Annotated in this window: 18 protein-coding genes; 6 read left to right on the top strand and 12 right to left on the bottom strand. The window is 71.9% G+C overall.

Annotated features, from left to right (window positions below; all coding sequences use genetic code 11):
- Positions 1 to 6: 6 nt before the first annotated feature.
- Together ACIBLA_RS28090 and ACIBLA_RS28085 are read right to left on the bottom strand one after the other, a co-directional pair.
- A complete protein-coding gene (locus tag ACIBLA_RS28090) occupies positions 7 to 1,968 on the bottom strand; it encodes a hypothetical protein (RefSeq protein WP_399200247.1) in 1,962 nt (653 codons plus the stop codon).
- Positions 1,969 to 2,047: 79 nt separating this feature from the next.
- Entirely contained in the window at positions 2,048 to 5,170 is a 3,123-nt protein-coding gene (locus ACIBLA_RS28085) for an alpha-N-acetylglucosaminidase TIM-barrel domain-containing protein (protein WP_399200246.1), read from the bottom strand.
- A gap of 139 nt (positions 5,171 to 5,309) precedes the next feature.
- On the opposite strand from ACIBLA_RS28085, the gene ACIBLA_RS28080 reads away from it, so the two are divergent.
- Entirely contained in the window at positions 5,310 to 5,801 is a 492-nt protein-coding gene (locus ACIBLA_RS28080; protein WP_399200245.1) for a hypothetical protein, read from the top strand.
- 72 nt (positions 5,802 to 5,873) lie between these two features.
- Here ACIBLA_RS28080 and ACIBLA_RS28075 read toward each other — a convergent pair whose 3' ends face one another.
- From ACIBLA_RS28075 to ACIBLA_RS28060, 4 genes are all read right to left on the bottom strand, one after another.
- A complete protein-coding gene (locus ACIBLA_RS28075; protein ID WP_399200244.1) occupies positions 5,874 to 7,382 on the bottom strand; it encodes a DUF1996 domain-containing protein in 1,509 nt (502 codons plus the stop codon).
- A gap of 204 nt (positions 7,383 to 7,586) precedes the next feature.
- Positions 7,587 to 8,240, bottom strand: a complete 654-nt coding sequence (locus ACIBLA_RS28070; protein WP_363243522.1) for a response regulator transcription factor — start codon at positions 8,238 to 8,240, stop codon at positions 7,587 to 7,589.
- On the bottom strand, positions 8,225 to 9,517 hold the full coding sequence (locus ACIBLA_RS28065; RefSeq protein WP_363243523.1) for a sensor domain-containing protein: 1,293 nt from the start codon (positions 9,515 to 9,517) through the stop codon (positions 8,225 to 8,227). The genes ACIBLA_RS28070 and ACIBLA_RS28065 overlap by 16 nt, the downstream gene beginning before the upstream one ends.
- Before the next feature lie 207 nt (positions 9,518 to 9,724).
- The gene (locus tag ACIBLA_RS28060) at positions 9,725 to 10,729 is read right to left on the bottom strand and encodes an NAD-dependent epimerase/dehydratase family protein (RefSeq protein WP_363243524.1); all 1,005 of its coding nucleotides are present in this window, start codon (positions 10,727 to 10,729) and stop codon (positions 9,725 to 9,727) included.
- Positions 10,730 to 10,848: 119 nt separating this feature from the next.
- Here ACIBLA_RS28060 and ACIBLA_RS28055 point away from each other — a divergent pair, with 119 nt between their 5' ends.
- Together ACIBLA_RS28055 and ACIBLA_RS28050 are read left to right on the top strand one after the other, a co-directional pair.
- Positions 10,849 to 11,523 carry a hypothetical protein gene (locus ACIBLA_RS28055; protein WP_399200243.1) on the top strand — a complete coding sequence of 225 codons (675 nt, stop codon included), beginning with the start codon at positions 10,849 to 10,851 and terminating at the stop codon, positions 11,521 to 11,523.
- 56 nt (positions 11,524 to 11,579) lie between these two features.
- Complete coding sequence (locus ACIBLA_RS28050; protein WP_363243527.1) at positions 11,580 to 13,061, top strand: PepSY domain-containing protein; 1,482 nt, start codon at positions 11,580 to 11,582, stop codon at positions 13,059 to 13,061.
- An 80-nt stretch (positions 13,062 to 13,141) separates the two neighbouring features.
- Here ACIBLA_RS28050 and ACIBLA_RS28045 read toward each other — a convergent pair whose 3' ends face one another.
- The 4 genes from ACIBLA_RS28045 to ACIBLA_RS28030 all read right to left on the bottom strand — a co-directional run bounded on the left by ACIBLA_RS28045 (position 13,142) and on the right by ACIBLA_RS28030 (position 17,614).
- Complete coding sequence (locus ACIBLA_RS28045; RefSeq protein ID WP_363243528.1) at positions 13,142 to 13,729, bottom strand: winged helix-turn-helix domain-containing protein; 588 nt, start codon at positions 13,727 to 13,729, stop codon at positions 13,142 to 13,144.
- A gap of 308 nt (positions 13,730 to 14,037) precedes the next feature.
- Positions 14,038 to 14,958 (bottom strand): DUF6891 domain-containing protein, encoded by a 921-nt coding sequence (locus tag ACIBLA_RS28040; protein WP_363243529.1) that lies wholly within the window; start codon positions 14,956 to 14,958, stop codon positions 14,038 to 14,040.
- 47 nt (positions 14,959 to 15,005) lie between these two features.
- Positions 15,006 to 16,127, bottom strand: coding sequence for an ARPP-2 domain-containing protein (locus ACIBLA_RS28035; protein WP_363243530.1), 1,122 nt, complete (start codon positions 16,125 to 16,127; stop codon positions 15,006 to 15,008).
- Positions 16,124 to 17,614 carry a hypothetical protein gene (locus tag ACIBLA_RS28030; RefSeq protein WP_363243531.1) on the bottom strand — a complete coding sequence of 497 codons (1,491 nt, stop codon included), beginning with the start codon at positions 17,612 to 17,614 and terminating at the stop codon, positions 16,124 to 16,126. The genes ACIBLA_RS28035 and ACIBLA_RS28030 overlap by 4 nt, the downstream gene beginning before the upstream one ends.
- Before the next feature lie 207 nt (positions 17,615 to 17,821).
- On the opposite strand from ACIBLA_RS28030, the gene ACIBLA_RS28025 reads away from it, so the two are divergent.
- The 3 genes from ACIBLA_RS28025 (at position 17,822) to ACIBLA_RS28015 (ending at position 20,389) form a co-directional block, all read left to right on the top strand.
- Positions 17,822 to 18,757: a Gfo/Idh/MocA family protein gene (locus ACIBLA_RS28025; protein ID WP_399200242.1), complete on the top strand. Its 936-nt coding sequence runs from the start codon at positions 17,822 to 17,824 to the stop codon at positions 18,755 to 18,757.
- Positions 18,758 to 18,973: 216 nt separating this feature from the next.
- Positions 18,974 to 19,261, top strand: coding sequence for a hypothetical protein (locus ACIBLA_RS28020; protein WP_363243533.1), 288 nt, complete (start codon positions 18,974 to 18,976; stop codon positions 19,259 to 19,261).
- A gap of 204 nt (positions 19,262 to 19,465) precedes the next feature.
- A complete protein-coding gene (locus ACIBLA_RS28015; RefSeq protein ID WP_399200241.1) occupies positions 19,466 to 20,389 on the top strand; it encodes an AEC family transporter in 924 nt (307 codons plus the stop codon).
- Here the strand turns inward: ACIBLA_RS28015 and ACIBLA_RS28010 are convergent.
- Complete coding sequence (locus ACIBLA_RS28010; protein WP_399200240.1) at positions 20,370 to 20,924, bottom strand: GNAT family N-acetyltransferase; 555 nt, start codon at positions 20,922 to 20,924, stop codon at positions 20,370 to 20,372. The two genes, ACIBLA_RS28015 and ACIBLA_RS28010, sit on opposite strands and share 20 nt — an antisense overlap.
- A complete protein-coding gene (locus tag ACIBLA_RS28005; RefSeq protein WP_399200238.1) occupies positions 20,921 to 22,441 on the bottom strand; it encodes an SMI1/KNR4 family protein in 1,521 nt (506 codons plus the stop codon). Before ACIBLA_RS28005 ends, ACIBLA_RS28010 begins: the two co-directional genes overlap by 4 nt.
- Positions 22,442 to 22,452 lie beyond the last annotated feature (11 nt).

The raw sequence follows: 22,452 nt of genomic DNA, 5'->3' as shown, positions 1-22,452 counted from the left end.
CGGAGCTCACCGCAGCGAACCCACCCGCGTGCCGTCGGCCAGCAGCCCGTCCAGCTCCGCCCGGTCACCGGGCTTCGCCGCGACCGCGAGCAGCGGTCCGCGCGCGTCACCCGTGACGCCGCCCGTCGTACGGACGGAGCGGAACTCGTCGCTGCCGGCGGCCAGTACGTACCACCGGCCGCCGCGCGACTTCCACAGCACACCCGCCAGCACCCGGGGCTCCCGCGCCCCGCACGCAGACGAGTCCGAACCCCGCGCCGCGATCGCCCCCGGCTTCGGTGCCCCGGTCTTCGCCGCGGGCGACTGGAACTGTGCCAGCACCCTGTTCTCCGAGCCGCGCCAGGTCTCCGCGCGGGTGCACACCCACCGCGCGTCGCCGCTGGACTCGGGCAGGCGCTGGCTCGCGTACTGCCAGGAGTTCACCGTCCGCACGCCGTGCGAGCGCACCGCGGGCAGCAGGCACGCCGTACGCGCCCAGGCGCCGCGCGCCGCGCCGCCCGACACGTCGACGGGCGCCGACGGGGGGCCCGACGTCAGCCGCGCGGGGGTGAGTTCGCCGAGGTCGGACAGCAGCCGTATGCCGCCCCCGCCGTTCGCGCCTCCCTTGCCGCTCTCCGTCACCTCCAGCGCGTCCCACGCCCCGCACTCCGGTGTGTCTCCCGGCATCGGCAGCGGATCCGTCACCCCGTCCGCACCGCGCCGCAGGGGCCGCGCGTCACCGGCCGGGTCGAGGAGATCGCGTACGGCCGTCGCGCCCACCCAGGGCGCCGTGAGATAGCGCACGTTGCCGTCCGTGCGCCCGGCGACCAGCGCGTACGTGGCCGGTGCCGCGCCGGGCGCGGTGTCGGCCGCCGCCCCGTCGACGCGGGCGAAGTCCAGGGCCACGGGGCCGGTACCGGTGCGGGGTTCGGCGTACCGGGCGATCCGCAGCCCGTCGTACAGCAGCACCACCCGCGCCCGGTCGACCTCGCCCGCGTACAGCAACTGCGCCGGTCCCATCGGCGGCCCCACCGGCGTGGCCGGAGTCGACGAGACCCGCACCGACGAGCCCGGTCCGGCCCAGACCTCCAGCGCCCGGCGCAGCAACTCACCGTCGCGGGCCAGCGCGCCGCGCGTGGGCCACACGGAGAAGTCCGTACGGGCGGAGTTCCGCCACGCGTTCTCCGGGACGCGCAGGACCTTCGCCGGGTCCAGGGCCGCCTCCGCCGCCGAGTTGCGCGCGTACGAGGGGGCGGCGGCGCCCTTCGCGCCCCAGCCGTCGCCGGGCAGCCCGAGCAGCGCGCCGCACACCGCGAGGGCGGCGACGCCCGTGAGCGCCGCACGCGCGTGCCGGCGCCGGCGCAGCAGATCGGTGGGGCGGGCCTGGAGCGAACAGGGATCGTACTCGGGGGACTCCAGCAGCGTCACGCCCTCCGTACCGATGCCGTCGGCCTCCACGAGCGCCGCGTGCGGGTCCTCGATCCCGGCGGCGCTGAGCAGCCTGCGTACGTCCGTGTCCGGCAGCAGTTCCAGCCCCCTCAGTACGAAGGCGGCCCTGGCGCCGCCGGAGAGGGCCGACAAGCGCTGGTCGAGGGCGAGTTCGTCGGCGCCCCCCGAGCGCGGGAACAGCCGCAGGCCCCACACCTGCGGCAGCAGCGGCGGCAGTTGGGCGCGCCGGGGCCACACCGCACGGCGCGGCCGGCGCCCCGCGTCGAGCGCCTGCCGCAGCACCCGGCCGCGTACGTAGGCGTAGCCGTCGTCAGGCGTCGCCGCGGTGCGGTTGCGCGGCAGCGAACGCTGGACGACGGCGTGCGCGGTCAGCACACGGCGGTTGCGGCCGAGGGCGGGCGGCAGCACGAGATAGGCGATCCGCACCAGCCGCGGGTAGTGCTCGACGAGGGCGGCCTCGGCCTGTTCCACGTCGACGGGGGCGGGAACGGGGGCGCTGGAGGCGGGGGCGGTGGCCGTGGCGGCGTCGGGTGGGGGCACGTTCAGCAGAACGAGCGATTCGTCGGATGGTCACCCAACCGCCTTACGGATCAAGGGCTTTGCCGCCGATCGCCCGGTCCTACGCACCCCTCCAACCGCTGAACTCGACGGTGCCGCGCAGCCCGCTGCCCCCGTTCGTCGCGCTCATGAACAGGCCCACGTCCTGCGCGTCGGCCGCGCCGGACACGGGCACCGAGGCAACCGTCCGCCACGTCCCCCCGTCGTCCGTCGAGCACGAACCGGTGAACCGGCCCCCCGCCCGCGCCAGTCGCAGCAGCACCGGCGCGGTGATGCCGGTGACGCGCTGGTAGGTGTCCAGCGTGCCGTCGCCGGTCGTGTCGTACGACAGCACCACCCCGTTGGACGGCGTCACGGCCAGGTTGACGAAGCCGGGCGAGCCGGGGGTCGCGAGGCCGTTGCGGACGACGATGCCCGCGCGGGCCCACGCCCCCGTGTTCTCCTGGGCGTCCACCCGCACCGTCACGCTCACTCCGTCCCGGAGCGCGCCTTCTTTGAAGGCCGTGCCGAACTGCGTGGTCGCGCGCCACAGGTCCTGGCCGCCGCCGTTGACCGCGAAGCGGTCGCCGAGCTGCCCGAACACCGCCCCGTTGTTGCTGTACGTGCGCCAGCCCGCGGCCAGCGGGCCCGCGACGTACACGCTGCCCCGCTGGACGGTCCGCACGCGCTCCTCTCCGCGAGGCCCGTACTCCACCGCCAGCGCGTACGGCAGCGGGCGCAGCGGCGCCGTGAGCGGCTCGGCGGGGGCCGTCACCGTCCAGGAGACGGAGCCGGTGCCGGCCGGGGCGACGGCGGACAGCCCCACCGGGCCGTCCGGCCGGGCGTCGGGGCCGGTCAGCGCGAAGTCGACGGGGCCGGTGCCGCGCAGCCCGTTGACGTTGCGGAAGTCGGCCTTCACCGTGCCCGTGCTGCCCGGTGTGAAGGCGAGCGGGTCGGCGCCCACCGTGACGGTGCCCTGGTACGGGGCGGTGGCCAGGGTGTCCCGTACACGCAGCGCCGTCCCGTACGCGTCGCCGGCCGCCCGCACCGGGTAGCCGCCGCGCGCCCGCGTCCACGCCTCCTCGTCCACGTACCAGTCGAACGCCTTCGGCTCCCGCCCGGTGGCCAGCGCGTCGGCCAGCTCGTCCAGATAGGCCTGCCACTGCGGCAGATGGACATCGGCGAGCAGGCCCTGCCAGTCGCGGTTGGCGTAGTTGCTCAGATGCCCGGCCGCCGATCTGTCGGCCCATGTGGTGATCAGCGTGCGGGCCGTCCACTCCAGGGTCACGGCCTCCTCGGGGCTGGTCGCCAGCCGTTTGGCGTCCTCCAGCCAGGGCCCGAGCAGGAAGGAGCGGTGGCAGCCCGTCATCGTGTCGCTCAGCCGCATCAGCTTCAGCCACAGCGCGGCGAGCGCGCGGAACGTGGCGGCGTCGCCTCCTTGGAAGGCGGCGCGCAACTGCGGCAGCAGCAGCCGGGAACGGTTGGCGAGCGCCTGTCTGGCCAGCTCGGTCACATCGTGCCGGAAGGCGTCCGACCCGCGCAGCTCCGCCCGTACCTCCAGCAGCGAGCCGAAGGCCTTGTCGAACTCGGCGAGGTCGAAGGCGGTCCCGAACGACGCGGTGAGGGAGGGGCGGCGCGAGAAGAGTGAGTCGACGGGGCGGCCGTCGGCGGACGTCAGCCGGTACGCGGTCGCCGCGAGCACCCCGAAGGCGTCCCGCGCGGCGCTGTCCTCGCCGCCGTAGCGCAGATCGGCGTACGACCGGAACCAGCCCTCGCGGTCGTCCACCGCCTCGTCCCGCCACGCCAGTTCGCTGAACAGCTCGAAGGCCGCCGGGTCGCGTTCGGTGGACTCCGGCATGTACGCCGTGCCGACGAGCGCGCTGCCGGGCTTGTCGCGCCAGGCCGTGAACCGCTGCGTCCAGCGGTCGGAGTTGGCGCCCATGGTCGTACGGCCGCCGAAGTTGGGGATGGTGCCGAAGGCGTACGGCGCGCCGCCCCAGTCCCGCTCGCGGTCCGTCACCGAGTCCAGGTCGGACAGGCCGTCGACGATCAGCACGCGGTCGGTGTCGATGGCGTCGAGCAGGGCCCGTACCGGATTGGACTGCCAGCCGAGGATCACCCACGTGGCGCCGGGGCGGGCGGTGTGGAGCGAGGTCTCGACCGCGCGGGCGGCGTCGGGCACCGGTACGTCCCCGGCGCTGCCGCCCTCGTGCAGCAGGTCCATCTTGAAGTGGTTCACCTCGCCGAAGAGATCGCCCTGGTGCCGGTAGAAGGCGGCGGCGACATCGGCGAAGACGGAGGTACGCGGGTCGAGCCAGTCGGGGCGCGGCAGGCCGTTCCAGTCGCCCTGCGGCACGGTGCGCCCGCCGGGGTTGCGGGCGGCGAAGCCGTCCGGGACGGTGCCGAAGTAGCCGGGGAGCACGGGGGACATGCCCAGCTCACGCATCCGGTCGGTGATGCGCCGGCCGAGTACGGCGCGGGTCTCGATCAGCTCGGGGGAGAGCGGGCCGCCGTACGCGCTCATGTTCTGGAGCAGCCACCACGGTTGGTGGGAGGGGGCGGGGAGCCAGGTGCGGGCCTCGGTGTCGGAGTAGCCGAAGTCGGTCAGCAGACGGTGGTAGACGGCCTCCTGGCCGGTGGTCACGAGGACCTCGTTGCAGCCGTGCAGGGCGAGGACGTCGAGCATCCGCTCCCAGCGCGGCCAGTCGGCGTACGGGGCGGTGTAACCGTCGTGTGTGTCGTTGAGGGCGAACCGGTGCTGTACGGTCGCCGAGCGCTCCAGGGGGCGGCGGGGCGCGGGCAGCGTGGCGGGGAGGTCGAGTTGGCTGCCCGACCAGCTGATGTGGGCCCCGCACACGTACTTCAGATACCAGTGGACCCCGGTGAGCAGGACCCCGGCGTCGGTGCCCGACACCTCGATCCGGCCGGCGGACCCGGACACCCGGAACCGCTCGGGGCCGGGCGCCACCTGGAAGCTGAACTGGTCCGCGTGGCGGGGGAGCAGGCGCTCCACGGCGGCGCGGGCGGCACCGGCGGTGTCGGGCGCCGGCGCGGACGGCGCGGCGGGGGCGGACGGCGCGGCGGGGCGGGCCGTGGCGGGGGAGTGCGCGGTCAGCGCCGTACCGAGGCCGATCGCGCCGGCGCCGGCCAGCACCGCACGTCTGGAGGGAGTGGCAGGAGGGGTGGGACTCGGCAGCTCGGTCATCAGCGGTCCTCTGTCCTCGGTTACGGGGGGTGACAACAGGTGCATGCGGAGCGCACGTTAATGACGGGGAGAGGGGTGGGCAACGATGTGATGCGTCGTTCACCCGCGCGGGGGCTTGCGGAGGGGGCACGATGGCCGAATGCGTACCGAGCGACCCCGAGTGGCACTGCTGGTGCCGGCCCTGGCCCTGGCCCTGTTGAGCGGCTGCGGCACGAATGACGACGAGGCCCCGGAGGTGCCGAAGACGGCGACCGGGAGCCTCGAACAACTGGCCGAGAAGGCCGCGTGTGATCCGAACGTGCAGACGGACGCGGAGGAGCTGCGTCAGGCCAACTGCAAGACGGGTGACGGCAGATACATCCTGACCACGTTCGCGACCGACAGGGGTCTGCGGGAGTGGATCAACCAGGCCAACGACTACGGCGGGTCGTATCTCGTCGGCAGGAAGTGGGTCGCCAGCGGCGACGCGAAGGTGGTCGAGACGCTGCGGGGCAGGCTGGGCGGGACGGTCGAGACGGCCCCCGAGCACGACTCCGGGAGCGGGGACTCCGGCGGCGAGGAGCACGGCACCGAGGGACACGGCACCGCGGGGCAGGGCACCGCGGGGCACTCCGGTCACCCGGAGAGCTGACGTCGAGCGGCGCCGGCCGGACCGCGTACACGGTCCGGCCGGCGCCCGAGGATTACCTCACACCGTCAGTTGTCAGTTGCATTCCTTGCCCGTGTTGATGCAGTCGACCATCTTGTTCATCACGTCCTCGTCGAAGACATTGATGAAGTCGCCATGGTCGGTGATGGGCTTGTGCAACTGCTCGGGGAACGAGTCCACCGCGAATCCGGGACCCGGCGGAATGTCGTACACCACCCGCTGCTTGAGCTGCGGAATTGCCTGGAATCCCGGCTGGCACTGACCGTTCTCGTCAGCGAAAGCGACATGGGTGCGGTGATTGGCGCTGTCCGTGTTCTGTCCGTCCCAGCAGCTCTGGAAGTTGAACGAACGCACCACCTGGCTGCCCGCCGGGCAAATCGGGTATTTGTCCTTCAGTTGACGGTCCTCGAATCCGGTGCAGCTCCACGAGGCATTCGCGTTGGCGTCTCCGTTGACGAACGCCTTCGCGTCACCGGTGATGATGCGAAGGAAGCGGGGCATGGCCGTGACCTTCGACGTGGCGTTGCCGGCGAATTGCAGCGTGACCTCGGACGGGGTCTGGATCTCTCCGACGTTGCCGTCCTTGCCGCCGCCGTCCTCGTTCGCGTCGTCCTCGTTCTGACCGTTCTGGAGGCGGACCACCGGCCAGTAGTACGTGGACTTGTCACCCTGCTCGTTGCAGGTCGTCTCACCGTTGGCCAGGTCGTCGTCGCTCGCGAAGGCGTTGTTGGCCTGGTTGCCCACGTAGTCGTGCTTGTGGTGGGCGCCGTTGCTCACGCCGGGCGCGGCGATGACGTTGTCCGAGTTGAAGAGACCGTTCTCGTTGCGCCCGCATTCGGTGGTGAAGGTGCCGGTCGACGCCTGTTCCTGCTGCTGGGGCTCCTGGCTGTTCGGCTCGATGGACTCGATGTCGACGAAATCGGAGGCGTCGGGGCCGTTGCCGGGCGGCTGGCCGCCGTCGCCGCCGCCCTGACCGCCGTCCTGGCCCGCGTTCTGACCCTGACCGCCGTCCTGACCGCCGTTCTGATCCTGACCGCCGTTCTGCCCTTGCCCGCCGTTCTGGCCACCGCCCGGGTCACCGTCGTTGGTGGCGTCGTCGTCGGGGCGCATGGTGCACGGTGCGAGTGAGTCCAGGCCCTTCTGCCAGTGCCCCGCGCGCTGCAGCGCGGAACGGATGCGCTTGAGGCTGGCGAGCCGCTTCGCCTTCAGCGGCTTCAGGATCTTCTTCTCGGTAAGTTTCGGATCACTCTCCAACTGCGTTTTGTTGTCCGCGAACCGTTTGTACGCGTCGGTGATCTGCGTGTCCATCCGGGCCAGTTCCCGGTCGACCTGGGCACGGGCCCGGCGCGGCACCTTGGTGAGCGCGTTCGCCACTTCGGGACAGTCGATGGTGGACATCTGGCGTCCGGCATTCTGGATCCGCTGATCCTGCCCGGAGCGGTCTTCTCCCGCGGATGCGTAGACATTTACCGCTACCAGCCCACCCCCGCCCAGAATCAAGGCCGCCGAGGCCGCGATGGCCCGGTTCGCCACCGTCGAGCGTTTTCTTGACGTGCGTCCCATGGAACTCCTCAAGCTTCGGTGCCGGTTCAGTGGGATCTCCGGCGTGGGGAGGAAGCGCTCCGTTCCATACGGACGTCATTCGGGGCCTGTTCAGCCCCACCAGGAATTCATAGAAATCTCCATCAACAAACCGGGCGGATGCCCTCAACACACCCTGCCCGTCGGCACCTTGGGCAACGGGAGCAGCCCCACACCGCTACCGCCTCACCGCTGACCCCGGTCCAGATAGGCGATCACCGCGAGCACGCGCCGGTTGTCGTCGTCCGACACCGGCAGCCCCAGCTTCCCGAAGATGTTGGACGTGTGCTTGGACACCGCCCGCTCCGTGACGACGAGTTGGGCCGCGATAGCCGCGTTCGACCGCCCCTGCGCCATCAGTTCCATGACCTCGCGCTCACGCGGCGTCAGCCGGCCGATCGGCTTGTCCTGCGCCCTGCGGGACAGCAGTTGCTGGATGACCTGGGGGTCCATCGCCGTACCGCCGCCGGCCACCCGGCGCACCGCGTCGATGAACTGGTCGGCGTCGAAGACCCGGTCCTTGAGCAGATACCCGATGCCGCCGTTGCCGTCGGCCAGCAGCTCCCGTGCGTACAACTGCTCCACATGCTGCGACAGGACGAGGACGGGCAGTCCGGGCCGGTCCCGGCGCGCGGCGAGGGCGCACTGCAACCCCTCGTCCGTGTGCGACGGCGGAAGCCGGACGTCGACGACGGCGACGTCCGGTCGCAGTTCCGCGAACGCCTTGGTCAGCTCGGGCCCGGTCTCCACGGCGGCCAGGACCTCGAAGTCGTACGCCTCAAGCATCCGGACCAGGCCGTCGCGGAGCAGGAAGAGATCTTCGGCTAGGACAACTCGCAAGGGATCTCCACGGTGACCATGGTGGGGCCGCCCGCAGGGCTGCTGACGGCCAGGATGCCGTCGAATGTACCGAGTCGGCGCTCCAGTCCGCTCAGCCCCGTGCCGGAACCGATCTTCGCGCCGCCGTCGCCGTTGTCGCCGACCGTGACCCGCAGCATGGACTCCCCGTGGTTCATGTCGATCCAGATCCGGTCGGCGTTGGAGTGCTTGATCGCGTTGGTGAGGATCTCGCTCACCGCGAAGTACGCCGCCGACTCCACCGGGGCGTCGGCGCGGCCGGGCAGATCCACCTGGACGTCGGTCTCCACCGGCAGCCGCAGCGCCAGCGCCTTCACCGCGTCGCCCAGTCCGCGCTCGGCGAGCACCGGCGGATGGATGCCCCTGACCAGGTCGCGCAGCTCGGTCAGCGCCTCGGCGGAGGACTTACGGGCGTTGGCGATCAGCTCCTTGGCCTTGGCCGGGTCCTTCTCGATCAGCGCCTCGATCGTGCCCAGGTCCATGCCCATGGCGACGAGGCGGGCCTGAGCGCCGTCGTGCAGATCCCGCTCGATCCGGCGCAGTTCGGCGGCGGAGGTGTCCACCGCGTCGTGCCGTGTCTCGGTGAGGTGGGCGACGCGCTCGGCCAGTTCCTGGTCGTGGCCGGGGGCGAGCAGGGACTTGGCGAGCAGGAAGTAACCACGCTGGATCTCGTCGGCGTACCGCACCCCCACCGCGAAGATCGCGGCACCCAGCGCGGCGGCGAGCAGGGCGGTCAGCTGGCTGTCGACCGGCACGAAGCCGTACCAGTACGGGTCGTTCCTGAACACCAGCCACAGTCCGGCCGCGAGGACCAGCCCCTGAAGCGGGTAGACGAACAGGGTCATCGACAGCAGCGCGACCGTCGCGCCGGCCGTCATGTCCACCATCAGCCACGCCAGGTCCCGCCAGGTCGCCGGGTCCTTCAGCATCAGCGTGGTCCGCTCCACCTGGCCGGTGACACCGGTCCGCAGGTCGGCGGGCATCGGGCGGTACGGAACAGGGATCTTGACGTCCGACCAGGTGGCGGCCAGCAGCCGGCGCCGGTTGGCGTGCATCCGCACGGCCGTCAGGACATGGGGGGTGGTGAAGACGCCGATGCCGAGCAGGATGAAGGTGATCGAGAGCACCGAGAGGACGAACAGCGTCACCGAGCCGGCGATGGCGGTGAATCCCAGCACCAGTCCCCGGCCGGCGGTTGTCGCCGCCTCCGCGACTATTCCCCTCGGCCCGCTCTTCGTCCCGGTCTTCGTCTCGCTCATCGTCGTTCCCTTTCTCGTCGCCCGTGCCCCGTCGGCGACCGGCCCTCGGCCCGACCGACGGGCACGACCATCAGTCTGCCCGGCGGCGGCTACGAGGCGGGAGCTGTTTCCGCCCCCAATCGGGGGTGTACCTAGCACCACTCACACACCCCCGGCATCCCCCGCCCCAAGCAGCCCCAGCCGTCACACGGCGGGGCCGCGAAAGCTTCAGGAACCCAGAACGGCCGTCTCCACCTCGGGTGCCAGCCCGAGCCTTGGTCGGTCCGGGCGCTGGGGGGCCTCGCCGCCGATCGAGCGGAGCCAGGCCCAGGTGTCGTCGACGGTCTCCTCCACCGGCCTGCACCGCAGCCCCGCCGCGAGCGCCTTGGAGACATCGCCGCTGTGCATCATGTCGTGCAGTTCACCGCGCGGCAGCCAGATCGGCAGGTCCGTCCACGGCTCGACCCCGGCGGCGAGGATCGCGTCCGGATCCGTCCAGCGCAGCTCGGCGTCGGAGCCGGTGGCCTTGACGCACGCCGCCAGCAGCTCGCCCATCGTGGTGTGACCCGGCGGGCTCACCACGTTGTACGCGCCCCCGAGCCCGCGGCCCGCCGCGTCGAGGATCCACTCGGCGAGATCGCGTACGTCGATGTACTGCAACGGGTTGTCGCGCGGTCCGGGCGCGAGCACCGGGCCGCCGCGCGCGATCCGCCCCAGCCACCACGGCAGCCGCCCCACGTTCTCCCAAGGCCCGAGGATCAGGCCCGCGCGTGCCAGCAACGCGCGGTCGCCGAAGACCGCTTCGGCCGCCAGTTCGCCGCCGCGCTTGTCCTTCGCGTAGTCCCGCCGCTCCGCGTCGGCCGACGCGCCCGCCACCAGCGGGCCGTCCTCCGGGAGACCGGCGGGGGTCGGATACGCGTACACGGAGCGGCTGGAGACGTACGCGTAGTGCCCCGCCCGGTCCGCGAGCAGCCGGGCCGCGTCGAGTACGGCGGACGGCGCGCCCGACCAGGTGTCGACGACCACGTCCCATCCGGGAGCGGCGCCGGCGGCCGGGGCGGAGAGTGCCGCGAGCCCGTCCGGCTCGGTGCGGTCGCCCCGCAGGACGCGGACACCAGCAGGTGCCTCGTGGTGGCCGCGGTGGAAGACCGTCACCTGCCAGCCGCGCGCGAGCGCGGCATCGGCCACGGCGCGGCCCACGAACTCGGTGCCGCCCAGAATCAGAAGTCTCATGCCCGAACTCTGGCACGCGCCTGTCCGATTACCGGATGCGTTCTGCTGCGGGCATAGCAGGTCAGCGCCGTTAGCACCATCTGCCGCACGCGTCACGGGGATGGCAGCATGTGCGCACCATGACAGATGCCCGGTCGCCGATGCGCGCCTTGCGGGCCGCGGTCCTCGCGGCGGTGTGTGTGACACTGGCCGCGGTGGGGCATTCATCCACATCCACCCATGAAATTCCGCTCGGTGTGCTTACGGCGGCATTCGCCGTGATCGCCGGGCTGTCCTGGCTCGCGGGCGGACGGCGCCGGGGCATCGGATTCATCGGGCCCGCCGTACTCACCGCACAGGCCGCGCTGCACATGACGTTCTCCGCAGCCGGGACGCACGGCGCGATGCCGTCGCGGGGCCACGGCCACGGGACGGCGGGCATGGAGGAGAGCACGGGTGTTTCGGGCATAGGCGACGCCCTGCTGTCAGCAGCCGACGCCACCTCGCCGGGCATGCTCGCCGCTCACCTGCTCGCCGGCGCCGTCTGCGCGCTCTGGCTGGCTCGTGGCGAGGCCGCGTTCTTCCGGCTCGCCGAGACCGTCGCCGCGTTCGCGTTCACCCCGCTGGGGCTGCTGCTCGCCGCGCCCCGGCCCCTCGCCGTACCGCCGCCGCCCGTACGGCCCCGGCACCGCACCCGCGCGCCGCACCGGCCGCGCGGCACCGTCCTGGCCCATGCCGTCTCCCGGCGTGGCCCGCCGGCCCACCGCGTGCTCCCGATCCGAACGACGGCCTCCGGGGCCGCCGCCCTGATCTGACCTGGGCGGGGCCCGGGGGTCTGTTTCCCCGTGCCACGCCAACTCCTAGGACAGTCATGGCCATTGACGACCCCGTACAGGGCGCCGACTCCCCACCCGGCACCAAGAAGCCGAGCACCAAGAAGCCGAGCACCAAGGAGGCGAGCGCGAACAACCCGCCCGCACCCACCACCACCTGGGGCGCGGTGCGCCCGCTCGTCCTGAGGCTGCACTTCTACGCAGGCCTGCTCATCGCCCCGCTCCTGCTGATCGCCGCCACCACGGGGCTGCTCTACTCGCTCTCGTACCAGGCGGAGAAGATCGTCTACCGCCAGGAGCTGCGCTCCCCGGACAGCGACCGTACGGCCATGCTCTCCGACCAGGTGGAGGCGGCACGCGCCGAGCACCCCGACGGCAAGGTCACCGCCGTGTGGCCGTCCTCCGAGGCCGAGGAGTCCACACGGGTCCTGATGACGATGCCGGACAGCGAGGAGAGCAAGTCGCTGGCCGTGTTCGTCGACCCGCACACCGCCCAGATCCGCGGCGAGCTGGACAGCTACGGCAGTTCCGGAGCGCTCCCGCTGCGCACCTGGCTCTCCGAACTCCACCGCCATCTGCATCTCGGCGAACCCGGCCGTATCTACAGCGAGCTGGCCGCCAGCTGGCTGTGGGTCGTCGCGCTCGGCGGGCTGCTGCTGTGGATCGGCCGCAGAAGGACCTCCAAACGCGCCCTGCTGCGGCCCGAACGCGGTGCCACCGGACGCCGCAGGACGCTCGGCCGGCACGGCTCGCTCGGGCTGTGGGCGGCCACCGGACTCGTGCTGCTCTCCGCGACAGGGCTGACCTGGTCGACGTACGCGGGCGCCAACATCGGCGCCGTACAGGACCAGTTGGGCGGCGCCACCCCCGTCGTCTCGGCCAACCTGAAGTCCGGCGAGGGCGCGGCGGCCGGCGCCGGCGGGCACGAAGGCCACGGCGGTGACAGCGGGGCGGGCGGCGACCACCAGGGCATGGACATCGGCTTCGACAACGCCCTGACCGCCGCGCGCCAGGCCGGACTCGACGGTCCGGTGACCGTGAAGCCGCCCGCCGACGGGACGGCGTACGTCGTCGCGCAGCGGGACAACCAGTTCCCGGTCCGGCTGGACTCCGTCGCCGTCGACCCCGCCACCGGACTCATCCTCGACGAACTGCGCTTCGCCGACTACCCGTTGCTCGCCCAGCTCACCCGGATCGGCATCGACGCCCACATGGGGCTCACGTTCGGCATCGTGAACCAGCTGCTCCTCGCCGCCCTCGCCCTCTCGCTGATCGTGATCATCGTGTGGGGCTACCGCATGTGGTGGCAGCGCAGGCCCACCCAGGACCGGAAGCTGGGCGTGGGCAAACCGATGGCGCGCGGGGCATGGCGCAAGGTGCCGCTGTCCGTGCTGCTGCCGCTGATCGCCGTGGCGGCACTGGTCGGCTGGTTCGTACCGCTGCTCGGCATCACGCTGGTGGCGTTCCTGGTCCTGGACGTGGCGCTCGGCGCGGTGGCGCGCGCCCGCGCCGCTGCCTAGCCACCCCGGCACAGGTGTGAGGCCCCCGCCGGGCGGACCGGCGGGGGCCTCACTGACGCGTGCGGTCGTACGGGGCGTACCTACGGGGCGTACTTGTAACCGACCCGCCTGATCGTCCGGATCGTGTGCCGGTGCTCCACGCCCAGCTTCCGGCGCAGCCTGGCCACATGCACGTCCACGGTCCGGCCGTCGCCCACATGTCCGTAACCCCAGACGGTGGTCACCAACTGGTCGCGGGTGTGCACCCGGTGGGGGTGCGCCACGAGATGGGCGAGCAGTTCGAATTCGAGGTACGTCAGATCCAGCGGGCGGCCGTCCACCTCGACGGTCCGCTCGTCGGAGTCGATCCGCACCGGCCCCTCGCTTTCGCCCTCGCCGTCGCCGGCGGTGGGAGTCGTGGGAGCCGGGGCGGGTGCCACCGGGTGCTGATCGGCGGGTACGAGTACGAGATAGCCGACCATCGGCGGCCTGCCCGGCAGCGTCGGCAGGGTGTGCGCCGGGGCGGGCAGCCAGGTGGAGCCGGGCGGGAGGAGTTCCACGAGCCGTCCGGGCGAGCCGGCCGCAGTGGGCGGCACCACCTCGTCACGGTCGACGGCTCGCAATCGGTGACGGCCGGAGGCGGCGGACGAGGCCGCGGCGGCGGAGGAGAAAGGGCGGGAGTTCGCCATGAGGGGTCAGCTCTTTCGCGCGAAGGATGTCGTCGGGTCGACAGGGACGGGACGTACGTCATTCGCGACGGCCGAAGGCCCGGGAAGAGGCTTTAGAGGGCCGGCGCGTTCCTCGCGCGGCAACACTCCCGGTCGAAGTCGTGGTGCTGCCGGGACGGCCAGAACGGCTCAAGGTCGATGCGACCCGACGCGTCGTGCTGAAGGCTGGCCATGACCTCATTGAAGCAGAAACGGGGCCGCAGCAGGAGTGCCCTCTCAAGGGTCGATACGCAGGCCCGACGCGGAGAGGGATCCGTCGCCGGCCGCCGTCAGCTCAGCCGCTTGCGCCAGTCCAGATCCGTGACGTCGATCGCCGACCCCGGCGAACCGTCCCACTTCACCGACAGCCCCGCGTCCGCCAGGGCCGCCGTGACCTCCCTGCCGACGGCCGTCGTGGTCTCCTCCGAGCCGTCGAACCCCCCGTAGTAGAGCGAGAGCCCGCCCCCGAGCGCCGCCGCCTCGGTGCACTGGGCGTGGAAGAACACGAAGCCGCGCACCGCCCTGGTGTCGCCCTCCTCGCGTTCGGCGCCGATCTCGGCCAGTCCGCAGCCGCGGCAGCAGGTGAAGTTCTCACGGGCCACGATGCCCCGCGCGTCCAGCCCGGCGAACACCGCCGTGATCCGCTCCGGATCGGTCTCGCCCTCCCACCCGGCCTGCTCCTCGACACGCTCCAGCCACAGCCGGTCCACGATCCGCTGCGCCTGCGCGGCGGAGACGGGCCGCTCGTCCCCGTCCACCAGCCACTCCTCCGCGTCCTCGGCAAGCTGCTCCCGACCGTCGTAACCGCGCTTGATCAGCTCGCGTACGTGCTCCTCGATCTCGCTCCGCGTCTCGTCGTCCAACTCGGGCACCGGCTCCGCCGGCGGCAGCTCCACCCGCTGCCAGACCACGCCCGCGTCCCACCCGTCCTTCTGGCGGGCCCATGCCACCATGATCCGGGTCACCGACTCGGCGTCCGGCAGCTCCGTGCCGAACATGGCGTCGGCCGAGCCGTCCCGGTGCTCCAGCGTGTAGCTCTCGGCGCTGTCACGCGCCACCTGGATGAACACATGCGGCCGGTCGGGTATCCGGTCCACGGTCAGGAAGTGATCGTCGGCACCGCCTATCCGCACGATCAACTCGCCGAGCCGCTCGGCTGAAATCCGCTCGTATTCCTGCCAGTTCTCTGTCTTCACCCTGATGGCCAGCATGGGTGGAACTCTGTCACAGGCCACTGACAACCCGACCCCACGCCTTCTCAGCGAAGCAACGCGCCGAAGCCCGCCGCGTGGATCCGGCGCACGATCTCCTCCGGTGTCGTGCCCAACTGGTCCGCCGTACGCCGCAGATGCCAGTCGTTGCCGGCCAGACTGTTCAGCAGATGCCCCCGCCGGATCTGCGCCGGGGCCAGCCGGAACGTCTTCAGGTACGCAGTGCGCCCCTTGTGGTCGGTGATCAGCTCACCGATGTGCTGTTCGTCGGAGCCGACTCGGAACGGCGGAAGGAAGCGGTACATGTCGAACGACGCCATGCGCCGGACGCGCTCGAACGCGTACGACGTGCCGAGCAGTTCACGCGCCATGACCGAGTCGTGCGACTCGCTCCACGCCTGCTCCTGCGCCCGCGCCGCGGCCCGCAGATCGGCGAGCGTCGCGATGTGCCGCCCGTCGCCCAGACGCGCCTCGAAGTCCGGTACGGGCCCGCCGAAGTAGCCGTACTGGTAGATCAGCTCCCCGTACATGTCCTGGAGCAGCGTGGGGTGCAGCGCGCGGTAGTCATCGGGGTGCGGCACCACGAAGGCGGCGGCGAGCGCGTCCGCGACGTACACCATCACCCCGCACTGGTCCGGATGAATCTCGAAGACACGCAGCGCGTCCGCGAGCCCGTGCACTTCGAGCCCCAGATAGGCGGCCTCGGAACGGGGCGACAGACCCTGGCTCACCGCCTCCTGCGACCACTGGTTCCAGGCGATCGCGGGGCCGCCGAAGTGCAGCGTCAGATACCCCTCCATGGCCAGGTGCAGCGGCAGGAACCGGCAGCGGGTGACGGCGCCCGTCGGCTGCCCCTTCCGCTTCTTCGACGGGCGGCGCTTGACCATGCGGTGGTGCTGGTCGACGGCCATGGTCGTCGACCGCGCGGTGTCCAACTGCGTGCCGTACGCCGCCGATTGCTCGCCGGACCAGTCGGCGACGAGCCCGTGCGGGATGTACGACACGTAACTCATGCCCGGCGACACCAGCACCTCGCCGAAGCGGTCGTACACCTCGCGGTGCAGACGCAGCCCCGGCATCGGCTCCTCGCGCACCAGCGGCACGAGCCGCACGCCGCCCCACACCTGTGCGGGGCGGGCCGTCAGCCCGGTGAAGTCGAGCCCGGTCATGTCGCCTTCCCCTTCTGGTGCGTGCGCGCGTAAGTGCGCAGAAAACTTTCGATCCGCCGGTCCAGATACGCCTGGAGTTCGGCCAGTCCCGTCCGGCCCTCGGCGAACTGCGCGATCTCCACCAGCGCCGGCAGAACCTCCGCGTCCCGGATCCCCGCCGTCGGCACACTCGCCGCGAGCCGGCGCACGTCGAAGCCGTCCGCGTCGTACACCGGATTCAGATGGACGACCGTCGTACGCCGCTCCCGGTCCAGCCGCGTACGCCACACCCTCAGTACCTCACCGGCCAGCCCCGGTGGCGCGTTGTCCCAGCCGTCCGAGACGACGACTAGCCGGTCGGGGGCGTACTCCAGCGCGTCGATGACGCGCATGCCCAGCGGCGTGGGGCCGTACGGCCGTACCAGCAGTGGGTCCGTACGGCCCGAGGTCCACCACGCGCCGTACGACCCCGGCGCCGCCAGCGCCTCCAGCAGGAAGTGCCCGCCGAGCGCGACGGCGAGCGGACGATGGCGCTTCTCGCCGGAGCCGGACGCGGAATAGCTGTCGTCCAGTACGGCGGCGACACGCCCCCAGGTCCCGGCGTACGGCCCCGCCGCCCGGCGCGCCGCGGTGCGCAGCGCGCCCATCAGCTCCGTGCGCCGGCGCACCCGCTCGTCGAGCGTCAGCGACAGGGCGTACAGCGCGAGCCTGGTCAGCGGCATGACGGACAGATCCGTCCGCACGGCGGCGCCCGCGGCGTCCGCGCCCGACCCGCGCTGTGTACGCAGCCGTTCCAGCCGGGTCATCCGGGGTGCGATCCGCTCCACGAACGCGGCGCGCTCAAGGCCGTGTTTGGCGGCGAAACCCTCGGCGACGGTGAACGGCAGCTCGTAGATCGCGCCCTGCTCGTAGTGCGCGCGGCGGTACGCGTCGAGCAACGGGTGCTCGTAGCGGGGGCGTACGCCCGGCTCGAAGAGGAAGTCGCCCAACTCGCCGACGGGGCTTGTGCCGGCCCCCGTCACCGTCGTCAGCGGCAGATGGAAGTGGCGCGCCACGGTCTTCAGCCCGGCGCGGTACTTCACCGCGTCGTGCCCCAGGTCCGGCCGGGCCGCGAGCCAGTCGCGCAGGATCGCGCGGGTACGGCGGTTGGAGACCTTCGCGGCTCGCAGCGCGCGGAACAGCCGGTAGACACGCTGCGGCGGCAGCAGCGCCAGCCGGGCGGCGATGAGCCGGCCCTCAGTCCGCTTCTGGTCGTCGCTCGCCTCGCCCGCCGTGCGCAACAACTGCTGGACGACGCGCGCCGCGTTGTGGTCGTTGATGTCGAGGGCGAGCGAAGCGGCGTACACGGTGCGGTAGTTGACCCGTACGTACTCGTGGAGGAAGTGGAGCGAGAGCCGCTGCTGGGCGGCCTCGGAACGGAACTCGCGCTGGCCCGTCGACGTGACGGCGGCGTTGACGAACAGCAGCACGTCCTCGGCCGCGATCAGATCGGAGTAGGTCTCCGTCATGGTTCCCCCATGTCCCCGTACATGCTGAAGCCGGCCGGGGCATGGGGGCGCGAACAGCGAAATTATTGCTTCAGAGGCAAGTCCCGGAAGTCGCACCGGAGGCCCGCGGCCGGCCCCCGAAACGTAGCACCGGCGGTCCGGTACCGTGCCACCCCATTTTCTGGGGCGCTCTGGGCCGGGGCCGGTGTGGACGGCAGACTGATCCGCATGAGCCAGCTACGCATCGCACTCCTCGGCACCGGCCCGTGGGCCGAGCGCACGCATGCCCCCGCCATCGAGGCCCACCCGGGCGCCGAGTTCAGCGGGGTCTGGGGGAGGCGGCCCGAGGCCGCCGCCGCGCTCGCAGCCGCGCATGGCACCACGGCGTACGCCGGCGGCCCCGACGGTGGTCCCGGTGTGGGCGGGCTTGACGGGCTCGACGCGCTGCTCGCCGTGAGCGACGCGGTCGCCTTCGCCCTGCCGCCCGACATCCAGGCTCCGCTCGCGGCACGCGCGGCGGCGGCCGGCTGTCACCTCCTCATGGACAAGCCGGTCGCGACGACCGTGCCGGGCGCGCGCGCCGTCGCGGACGCCGCGGAACGGTCCGGCGTCGCCTCCCTGGTCTTCTGCACGCTGCGCTTCGCCGCCGGGACCGCGGAGTGGGTGGACGAACAGGCCGCGGTGGGCGGCTGGTTCACGGCACGCGCCTACTGGCTCGGCGCGCTGTACGGGGCGGGCGACGACAGCAGCCCGTACGCGGACTCGCCCTGGCGGCGCGAGAAGGGCGGCCTGTGGGACGTGGGCCCGCACGCGCTCTCCGCGCTGCTGCCGGTCCTGGGGGACGTGACGGCCGTGAGGGCCGTACGGACCGAGCCCGACCTCACGCATCTGGTGCTCACGCACACGTCGGGCGTGACGAGTTCGGCGGTGCTGAGCCTGAGCTCCCCGGCCAAGGGCGCGGGGGCGGGGCTCGAACTGCGGGGCGAGCACGGGACGGTGGTGCTTCCCGAGCAGTGGGGCGATCCGGCGGACACGTTCGGCATCGCGATCGACGCGCTGCTGACGGCGGCGCGCACAGGTCGGCCGCACCCGTGCGACGTACGGTTCGGCCTGCGGCTGACGGAGATCCTCGCGGAGGCGGAGGGGCAGCTCACCCGCCCCTGACGAGTGCTTCCCGGACGTGTCCTGAAGGCCGGGTTGAAGGGGACGGAGTGCCAAGAGTCCTGGCGCCAGGCACGGCCCGGCCGGGCGTCCCCGAGGGCCGGGGGGAGGGCTTGCGCGGCATGCTCAAACACCGTCTGGCCAGGGGCGATTGTCAGTGGGGGGCGGTAGAATCGTAAGTGTTCGTGAGGGTTCCACCACCGTGCCGGGAGGTCGCCGATGGCCGTTGCCACAATCACGACGAAGCTCTTCGACATCACACAGCCAGCCGTCAAGTCCGTGCAGCGCAAGCCACTGCCCGCGGGACAGCCCCGTGAGTGGTACGAGACCCACAACCGCCGCCTCAAGGCCATGCGCCTCGCGATCGCCCTGCTCGACTCGGGTGTGTATCACCCGGCGAACGCGAACAACCGGAAGATCCGTGCGACGGCGGCGCTGATAGGCATCCATCCGCCGTCGGACACGACGTGCCGCATGGTGCGCGCCCTGATCCGTTACGGGCGCTGAGGAAGCGAAGCCCCTGTGCGGGACTGGTGGAGGCACCCGTTCCGTACAGGGGCTTCCGTACGTCCGGTGGCAGACGGGGGCGGGGGCGGGTGACCGGCCGGCCGAGGCGTCCGGCATGCTGAGGCCGGTGACATCTCCCGAAGCCGGGCACATACACGTACGGCGATCATCATCAGCGGCGGCAAGCGGGCGGCGGCGGACGCTTTGAACACCGTCCTCTTCGGTTTCCTGCCCATCTGGGTCATCACCGGCCTCGGTTGGGCGGCCGCACGTCACGACATCCTCGGCGGGCAGGCCCAGCATGTCCTCGGGCGCTTCGCCTTCACCTTCGCCATGCCGGCCCTGCTGTTCCTGGCGATGGCCGACGCCGACGTGACCGCCCTGCTGAACGTCGGTGTCCTCGTCTTCGCCATCAGCCTGATCGTCGTCTTCACCGCCGGACTGCTGCTCAGCCGCTGGGTGTTCCGGCGCAGCCAGGCCGAACAGGCCGTCGGCGCGATGGCCGCGGGCTACGTCAACTCCGCCAACCTCGGTATCCCCGTCGCCGTGCACGTCCTGGGCGACACCTCCTTCGTCATCACCGTGGCCCTCTTCCAGATGATCTTCGTCGCGCCGGTGGTGCTCGTCCTCATCGATCTGGACGTACGGCGCGAGACGAGCGGGCGCGCCGCCCGGATGCTCCAACTGCCCTTCCGTAACCCGATCATCGCGGCCTCCCTCGCCGGAGTGGCCCTGTCGGCGCTCGGTCTGCACCTCCCGGCCGGGGCGACGGCACCGCTCCGACTGCTCGGCGACGCCGCCGTCCCGGCAGCCCTCTTCGCGCTCGGTATGTCCCTCAACACGCGCGTGCGGCCGGACTCCTCCGCACGCCGCGAACGCGGGCTCCTGGTCGCCCTCAAGATCGTGGCTCAGCCGCTGCTCGCCTACGCCGTCGGCCACTGGCTGTTCGGGCTGAGCGGCCACACCCTGTTCGCCGTCGTCGTCTGCGCGGGACTGCCGACGGCGCAGAACGCCTTCATCTTCGCCTCCGAATACCGCCTGGACACCGACCTCGCCAGGGACACCGTCATCCTGTCCACGCTCTGCTCGATGCTGTCCCTCTCGCTGATCACCTGGCTACTCGTCTGAGCAGCCATCTCACCTCGCCCTCCCGCCACTCGTCGGTGGGCTCCAGGCCCGCGGCGCGGGCGACGGCCTTCGACGCCGTGTGGTCGGGGTGGATGCAGGCCGCGATCTCGCGTACCGCCGGCTGCCGTTCGAGCCAGCCGACCAGCCCACGTGCCGCCTCGGTGCCGATACCCCGCCCCTGCACGGCGGTCCCCACGACCCAGGCGATGTCCGCGACGAGCCACGGCCCGTCCGTCCCGGTCTCCGTCCCGGCCGGGCCGATCGTCGCCTGGACCGTTCCCGCCAACCGCCCCTGGCCACCGCCCTCTTTGAGCCGGACGACCCAGTTGCACCACGACACCGCCGGATCGGACGGTCCCGCGGCCATGCGCGCATAGCGTGAGCGCAACTCGTCGGCGGTCGCCGGCTCGCCCCCGATGAAGATGTGCAGCGCCGGGTCGGACAGCACCGCCGCCATCTCCCGCGCGTGCTCCACCCGCTGCGGCAGCAGCACCAGCCGCTCCGTACCGATGACTTCGGCCTCGATACGCGTCATGACCCGCTCTCCGGTGCCGACGGCCGGTGCCGCACGAACATGAGCCGTGCCTCACCCCGGCCGGGCGGCCTGATCCACGACCCGGTCATGACGGCGGGCAGCCGACCGTGCTGGATCGCGAAACGCGGCAGTGAGACCCCGAACGTCTCCGATATGGCGGCGAGTGCCCGCCGTTCGCCCCCACGATCGCCCTCCCGTCCCGCGTCGGGGAAGAGAAGTCGGGGATCGAGCGCGTCCGGAACAGCCCCCGATCCCGACGGCTCCCTCGTCCCACCGCTCACCGTGAATCGGTAGCGCTCCTGCCCGTCCTCGCAGTAGGAGAAGTGAAAACTGACCGGAGACGTCTCATACCTCTCGCACCACACCAGCACCGACCGGCCGCCACCCTGCGAAGCCTTCTCGCCCATCGGTCGCACCCGGTGCGGCTGGAACGGCTCCACACCGTCCCTGAACACGAAGCTCCAGCCGAGACCGCGCGGGGCTTCGTCCCGTGCCGCCTCGTTCCCCGGCCCGCAGAATCCGACCCGGTCCGGTGCGTCCCTCGTGATGCCGGCCCACGGACGCGTCTCCGCGTGGCTGTGCGGAGGCAACAGGGACCCGCCGCCCAGCCGCCCGGCCAACTCCGTCGGTGAGAGGCCCTCGGCGAGCACAAAGCGGTACGAGTGCTGATTCCGGGCGGGATCGACCAGCCACGCGAGCCCGTCCGGCACAGCCGCGTCCGGGGAGCCGGCCGCGCCGGCGCCCGAATCACCCCGTCCCGCCAGCCCGGCACCGCGCGGCGTCGACAGGACACGTCGTCCGCGCTCCGGCGTGACGACCGGCCCGAGGATCGGATCGGCGAGCAGCCCTATCGGAGCGACATGATCGTCCCCGTACGGCTCCCAGTCCGCCAGAGCCGCCTCCACCGTGCGCCACGCACCCTCCGTGTCGCCCCACCGCGCCTGCTCGCGGGCCGCGACGACCGCCTCGCCGAACGGGCCGGGGGCCTCGTACTCGTACGTACGCGCCCGGATTCGCTCAAGCAGCGCCGTGGCCCGATCCTGGTCACCCTCGTCGAGCGTTCTCAGGAACCACGGGTCGTCCTTGCCGGCGTGGAGGTCCTGCGCCAGTGCGACGGGCAGGAACTCCTTCCCGACCAGCGGGTCTTCAAGACCGCCCGGCCCGTGGAAGTACTCGCTGCTGCCGAGCATCGTCGTCAGCTGGACATACAGCTCGCGGGCTCGCGGTCTGCCGTGCCTCATCGCCTCGGCCAGGGCCTCCACCTGACGGTCGACGTCCTCCCCGGCCAGAGTGGCCAGCCGCGCGCGCTCAAGGGACGCGTCGAGTGCGCGCGTCGTCTCGTTGACGAAGCCGGCGTCCGCGCCGTTGTCCCCGTGGAACTCCACATACTTGGCCCGCATGAAGGCGCCGAACGACTCGAATCTGTCCGGATACTCGCCCGACCAGCCCCGATAGACATACAGCGCCCATTCCCCCTCGGCGTTCACATCGCCGGGATCGAGCAGGAGATCGGTCATGTCGGAGTCGA

Source organism: Streptomyces sp. NPDC050433, from assembly GCF_044458565.1.
Lineage (GTDB): Bacteria > Actinomycetota > Actinomycetes > Streptomycetales > Streptomycetaceae > Streptomyces.
Note: the sequence above shows the minus strand (reverse complement) of the source record. Positions and strands in the feature narration are given on the sequence as shown.

Coding starts and splice junctions, on each gene's coding strand:
- ACIBLA_RS28085 (WP_399200246.1), bottom strand. CDS start 5,170: ATGACCGAGCTGCCGAGTCCCACCCCTCCTGCCACTCCCTCCAGACGT.
- ACIBLA_RS28080 (WP_399200245.1), top strand. CDS start 5,310: ATGCGTACCGAGCGACCCCGAGTGGCACTGCTGGTGCCGGCCCTGGCC.
- ACIBLA_RS28075 (WP_399200244.1), bottom strand. CDS start 7,382: ATGGGACGCACGTCAAGAAAACGCTCGACGGTGGCGAACCGGGCCATC.
- ACIBLA_RS28065 (WP_363243523.1), bottom strand. CDS start 9,517: ATGAGCGAGACGAAGACCGGGACGAAGAGCGGGCCGAGGGGAATAGTC.
- ACIBLA_RS28060 (WP_363243524.1), bottom strand. CDS start 10,729: ATGAGACTTCTGATTCTGGGCGGCACCGAGTTCGTGGGCCGCGCCGTG.
- ACIBLA_RS28055 (WP_399200243.1), top strand. CDS start 10,849: ATGACAGATGCCCGGTCGCCGATGCGCGCCTTGCGGGCCGCGGTCCTC.
- ACIBLA_RS28050 (WP_363243527.1), top strand. CDS start 11,580: ATGGCCATTGACGACCCCGTACAGGGCGCCGACTCCCCACCCGGCACC.
- ACIBLA_RS28045 (WP_363243528.1), bottom strand. CDS start 13,729: ATGGCGAACTCCCGCCCTTTCTCCTCCGCCGCCGCGGCCTCGTCCGCC.
- ACIBLA_RS28040 (WP_363243529.1), bottom strand. CDS start 14,958: ATGCTGGCCATCAGGGTGAAGACAGAGAACTGGCAGGAATACGAGCGG.
- ACIBLA_RS28035 (WP_363243530.1), bottom strand. CDS start 16,127: ATGACCGGGCTCGACTTCACCGGGCTGACGGCCCGCCCCGCACAGGTG.
- ACIBLA_RS28030 (WP_363243531.1), bottom strand. CDS start 17,614: ATGACGGAGACCTACTCCGATCTGATCGCGGCCGAGGACGTGCTGCTG.
- ACIBLA_RS28025 (WP_399200242.1), top strand. CDS start 17,822: ATGAGCCAGCTACGCATCGCACTCCTCGGCACCGGCCCGTGGGCCGAG.
- ACIBLA_RS28020 (WP_363243533.1), top strand. CDS start 18,974: ATGGCCGTTGCCACAATCACGACGAAGCTCTTCGACATCACACAGCCA.
- ACIBLA_RS28010 (WP_399200240.1), bottom strand. CDS start 20,924: ATGACGCGTATCGAGGCCGAAGTCATCGGTACGGAGCGGCTGGTGCTG.
- ACIBLA_RS28005 (WP_399200238.1), bottom strand. CDS start 22,441: ATGACCGATCTCCTGCTCGATCCCGGCGATGTGAACGCCGAGGGGGAA.